Annotated in this window: 4 protein-coding genes and 2 pseudogenes; 4 read left to right on the forward strand and 2 right to left on the reverse strand. The window is 35.6% G+C overall.

Translation table 11 applies throughout. The annotated features are described in order from the left end of the window. Positions 1 to 360, forward strand: a pseudogene (locus AB3X49_RS17680) (MFS transporter); the annotation flags it as partial. Between the two features lie 201 nt (positions 361 to 561). Next, a complete protein-coding gene (locus AB3X49_RS17685; RefSeq protein ID WP_367963725.1) occupies positions 562 to 1,830 on the forward strand; it encodes an MFS transporter in 1,269 nt (422 codons plus the stop codon). 177 nt (positions 1,831 to 2,007) lie between these two features. Here the strand turns inward: AB3X49_RS17685 and AB3X49_RS17690 are convergent. Together AB3X49_RS17690 and AB3X49_RS17695 are read right to left on the reverse strand one after the other, a co-directional pair. Next, positions 2,008 to 2,109 (reverse strand): annotated as a pseudogene (locus tag AB3X49_RS17690) (ketoacyl-ACP synthase III); the annotation flags it as partial. Continuing rightward, a complete protein-coding gene (locus AB3X49_RS17695; protein WP_367963727.1) occupies positions 2,091 to 2,180 on the reverse strand; it encodes a 3-oxoacyl-ACP synthase in 90 nt (29 codons plus the stop codon). The gene AB3X49_RS17695 and the pseudogene AB3X49_RS17690, both read right to left, overlap by 19 nt. Positions 2,181 to 2,360: 180 nt before the next feature. On the opposite strand from AB3X49_RS17695, the gene AB3X49_RS17700 reads away from it, so the two are divergent. Both AB3X49_RS17700 and hflX read left to right on the forward strand, forming a co-directional pair. Next, positions 2,361 to 2,912, forward strand: coding sequence for a cobalamin biosynthesis protein CbiN (locus AB3X49_RS17700; protein ID WP_367963729.1), 552 nt, complete (start codon positions 2,361 to 2,363; stop codon positions 2,910 to 2,912). A 480-nt stretch (positions 2,913 to 3,392) separates the two neighbouring features. Then, a complete protein-coding gene (hflX, locus tag AB3X49_RS17705; protein WP_002126761.1) occupies positions 3,393 to 4,652 on the forward strand; it encodes a GTPase HflX in 1,260 nt (419 codons plus the stop codon). Positions 4,653 to 4,896: the final 244 nt, after the last annotated feature.

Here is a 4,896-nt window from a genome sequence, read left to right on the forward strand (position 1 = left end):
ACATTGGTAGGGTTAAGTAAAGAGAAAAAAGATATATTAATTCACCAAAAAGTGGATGAGGTATTAAGTGGAGTTCCAGTAGAATATAGAGAGATAAAAAGAGAAGAAGTTACGAATCGAGTAACAAAAGAAGTTGAAAAACAAGAAGAGAAAATAAAGAAAGAAATACTCGTATTTTCAAATGATGTGAATCATTATGCTCAGAATCAGATGGCGATGAGTTTTACTGATTTATATAAAGCGAGTGTTCCATTTATTTTAATTTGTGCTTTAGTGAGTTTGTTGTTTTTGGAAGGGAAGGCTTTCAGTAAAAAGAGAGGAGAAAAGAGTAGTAGGGGAATTGTAAGGGAAATAGGCTAATTATGAATTGTGTTCTAAAGATGGAACGTTGGCTGCCAAAAAAATTAGTATAGTTATTTTGGGAACTCCTCGGTAATGGGTGAAACATAAACCGTGGGGTTCTTTATATGGATAAATAAATTGCAATATTTTAAATTTGGGGATTTTGTTGTTCTATAGTACATTAACAAGAGGTATTAGTTTTATAGAGAGGGTGAGAAAATGATAGATACAGCAGATGCTTCAATAAGTAATCGTATGTATACAGAAGAAGAGCAACAAAAATTATATAAACGAACGTTAATAATCGTAAGTATTTCACAAATGTTTGGCGGGGCGGGATTAGCTGCTGGAATTACAGTAGGTGCACTTCTTGCACAGCAAATGCTTGGGACAGATGCATATGCAGGATTACCAGCTGCTATGTTTACAATGGGATCCGCTGTAGCGGCTTTCTTTGTTGGGAAGTTATCGCAAAAATATGGTCGCCGAATAGGACTTGCAACAGGGTTTATAGTAGGGGGACTAGGGGCTATTGGAGTTGTATTGGCTGCTTTAACAAATAATATTATTCTATTACTAGTCTCTTTACTCATATATGGTTCAGGTACAGCTACAAATTTACAAGCTCGTTATGCTGGTACCGATTTAGCGGATAAGAAGCAGCGAGCAACCGCTATTAGTATTACTATGGTAATGACGACTTTTGGTGCGGTTGCAGGACCGAATTTAGTAGGCGTAATGGGAGAGTTTGCGCATTCAATTGGAATTCCTAACCTTGCGGGTCCGTTCATATTATCAGCAGCGGCATTTATACTTGCGGGTCTTGTCCTTTTTGTTATGCTTCGTCCAGATCCGTTAATTATTGCTAATATAATAGAAACATATAAACAAGAACATACATATAAAGGGCAACCAGTAACAGAAGAAATGATAGAAAATAAGCGTGGTGTTACTGTTGGAGCAATCGTTATGATACTTACTCAAATAGTGATGGTTGCGATTATGACGATGACGCCAGTTCATATGGGACACCACGGTCATGGTTTAAGTGCAGTAGGCCTTGTGATCGGTTTTCATGTAGGTGCAATGTATCTTCCATCTCTCGTTACGGGAATGTTAATTGATAAAATTGGCCGAACTACGATGAGTATAGCTGGTGGGGTGATTTTACTTGCAGCGGGTGTAATAGCTGCGATAGCACCAAGTGATTCTTTACTATTATTAATTGTTGCTCTTTCTTTACTTGGATTAGGATGGAACCTCGGTTTAATAAGTGGAACAGCACAAATCGTTGATTCCACAACTCCTTCTACACGTGCTAAAACACAAGGGAAAATAGATGTTTTTATTGCGTTAGCCGGAGCTTCAGGTGGAGCGATGTCAGGAATGGTAGTAGCTAATTCCAGTTATGCCGCATTATCATTAGCGGGAGGGGCTGTAGCCTTACTGCTTGTTCCAGTTGTGATATGGTCTCGGACAGGTAAATAAAATTTAGATAAAAGAAGCGGCGTTCAAAGGGAGGTAACCAATCTTTGAATGCCGCTTCTTGTGATTAACTAATAGTCTAACTGGAATCGTTGATATATTATGAGTTGTGATAGATATATTCGAAAAAACATTAATATGATTTCATTTACCGTAATGTTAGTTGTATAAAAGGAAATTTCAGTTTAAATCCCGCTCTACAATAAGCCCTAAATGCGAAAATCCATCGCCAAATCCGTACAGTAAAAGTGTATCTCCATTATTTAATTTCCCTTCCTTTCTAAATCGTTATTAGACAATATTTGATCTGGAACATAAGTACCAATTGCAGAAATGAGAGATTGAGAATTCATAAGAACATCTCCTGTATTTTTTGTAATCTGATACTAATATTAGATTATGAAAATGTCGATAAGGACTTTTACTGTATTGAAACGATAATGTTTAATTCACTATGGAGGAATTTGGCGAATGACGTAAAAATAATATACGAAAAGCTTCTAAAATTGATAATGTGAAGGGGTCTGAGATTCTTGAAAAGAATCGTATATGTGTTGTCTTTTTTCTTAATTTGTAGCTTTACTTTTTTTATTTCGTCAGAGAAATCTTATGCTTGTGATTGTACTAAAGCATCACCAGAAGAGAGGTTACAAAAAAATGATGTAGTGTTTGAAGGTAAGGTATTAGAAGTTCAAGAGAAAGATGGAGAAATGAAAACATTATTTGAAGTGAAGAAAATTTGGAAAGGGACAAGCTCTTCGCAAGTTATTATATATAGAAGTTTTAGTAGTAGCTGTGCATTTCGTTTTGCAGAGGGAGGAGAGTATCTAGTCTTTTCTTCTTATAGAGGAGAGGAAAAGTTAGAGACATCTATCTGCAGTGGAACGAAGAGATTAGATGAGGCAGAGATGGAGAGAAATACTTTAAGTCATATTGCGAAGGAAGCTATTCCGACGAAGAAAGTCGATTTAAAAGATGAAATGGTAAGCGGTTTAAGTTGGTGGCAAGTAACTATCATTTCTATAGGTGTGTTATTGTTAATTGCTGTTGTTATTTTTATTGTGAGAAGAACTCGCAAAAAATGACGATTAAAGTAAAAATATAAAGATTTTCTTTCTGTTTCTATGGGTGGTTTAATCTTGTGAAAGCGAATTACTTATGCTACACTTTATGTAACTTAAAATGAACGGAGGGGCTTCCTTTGATCTTAATCAGATTACGTCTCAATACTTTGTGCCAATAATTGAATAGCGCTCAAAGGCTCTGTCTGTGTACAGAGTGAACGGGATTGGTCTGCCTATTTTAAAGGAACCCTTTATTAAGCTTATATGTGAAAAAGAGGGAGGGACGAATACGCCCTCTTTTTGTTTTGCCTTTATAAATAGAATGGGATAGTATAGGTGAACACTTGTTGGATACGTATACTATCTTGGGACTTTTTGACCATGTATAGGACGAAAGCACTGCTTTCTTCTATTTCTTTGGTGAACCCTTATCCGTTTACGAAAACACAGGCAGTGACCTGTGTTTTTTATTTTGCGTAATCGAAATGGAGGAATAAATATATGGAAGAATTATTACAAAGAGCAATATTAGTTGGAGTGAATTTAGGTAAGGAAGCTGATTTTGCATATTCGATGGAAGAGTTAGCAAATCTTACGGAAGCTTGTGATGTGGAAGTAATCGGTCAAGTGACGCAAAATTTACAACGAGTAAATCCGTCGCATTATATTGGAAAAGGGAAGATTGAAGAAGTAGCAGCGTATGTGAAAGAAGCAGATGCAAATATGGTCATCTTTAATGACGAATTATCTCCTTCACAAATTCGAAATTTAGAAGAGGATTTAGATTGTAAAGTAATTGATCGTACCATTTTAATTTTAGATATCTTTGCGCAACGTGCGAAAACGAAAGAAGCGCAGTTGCAAGTAGAAGTGGCCCATCTTCAGTACATGATGCCTCGTTTAATCGGTCTTCGTGAATCTTTAGGAAGACAAAGCGGGGGAGTTGGCACGAAAAATAAAGGTGTCGGTGAGAAGAAGTTGGAATTAGATCGTCGTAAAATTGAAGAACAAATTGCGGCTCTAAATAAAGAATTAGAAGCACTTGTTGCACAGCGCCAAACGCAGCGTAAACAACGTAAGAAAAATGAAATTCCAGTTGTGTCGTTAGTAGGATATACGAATGCAGGTAAATCAACGATAATGAATACAATGCTTGAAATTTTTAATGGTACTGTAGAGAAACAAGTATTTGAAAAAGATATGTTATTTGCGACGTTAGAGACATCTGTACGAAATATTGATTTGCCGGATAATAAATCATTTTTATTAACGGATACTGTTGGATTTGTAAGTAAGTTACCGCATCATCTTGTGAAAGCATTCCGTTCAACGCTAGAGGAAGTGGCGGAAGCAGATTTACTTATTCACGTTGTAGATTACTCAAATCCCAATTATGAGCAATTAATTGATATTACAAATGAAACGTTAAAGAAAATTGGCGTGGAAAATATCCCGACGATATATGCATATAACAAATCAGATTTGGTAGATGTTGAAATTCCGAAAGTGCAAGAAGATCGCGTTTATCTATCTGCGAAGAAACATGTTGGAATTAAAGAGCTTGTAGAAGTAGTTCGTTCACACATTTATAAAGAGTATACGAAGTGTGAAATGTTAATTCCGTATGATCAAGGGCAGGTAGTTTCGTATTTCAACAATCATGCACACGTTTTATCTACGAGTTATGAAAACGAAGGTACGAAAATGGCACTAGAATGTAAGACGAGTGATTATGAGAAATATAAGCGTTTTTCTATTTAATAAAAAAAGGCGACCCTAATATGTTTTAGGATCGTCTTTTTCTTCATAATTGCAAGCCTTCCTTTCGTCCTGCCTTAGTATAAAAGAAAATACAAAGAGTTCATATGAATAAATCCGACAAAGCAGATAGAAAAAATATCTTTTTTTAGAAGTTGAATTTCTGGAAAAAGAAATGAAACCAGTATAGAATAGAAATGTTTCAAAACTCAGAATTTATTCTGATTAAAGTCTAAATTTATTACAC

Source organism: Bacillus sp. C30 (assembly GCF_040838255.1).
Classification (GTDB): Bacteria; Bacillota; Bacilli; order Bacillales; family Bacillaceae_G; genus Bacillus_A; species Bacillus_A mycoides.

What these genes read in the sequence shown, in the direction of transcription:
- AB3X49_RS17685 (WP_367963725.1), top strand. Translation starts at nt 562, where the DNA reads ATGATAGATACAGCAGATGCTTCAATAAGTAATCGTATGTATACAGAA.
- AB3X49_RS17695 (WP_367963727.1), bottom strand. Translation starts at nt 2,180, where the DNA reads ATGAATTCTCAATCTCTCATTTCTGCAATTGGTACTTATGTTCCAGAT.
- hflX (WP_002126761.1), top strand. Translation starts at nt 3,393, where the DNA reads ATGGAAGAATTATTACAAAGAGCAATATTAGTTGGAGTGAATTTAGGT.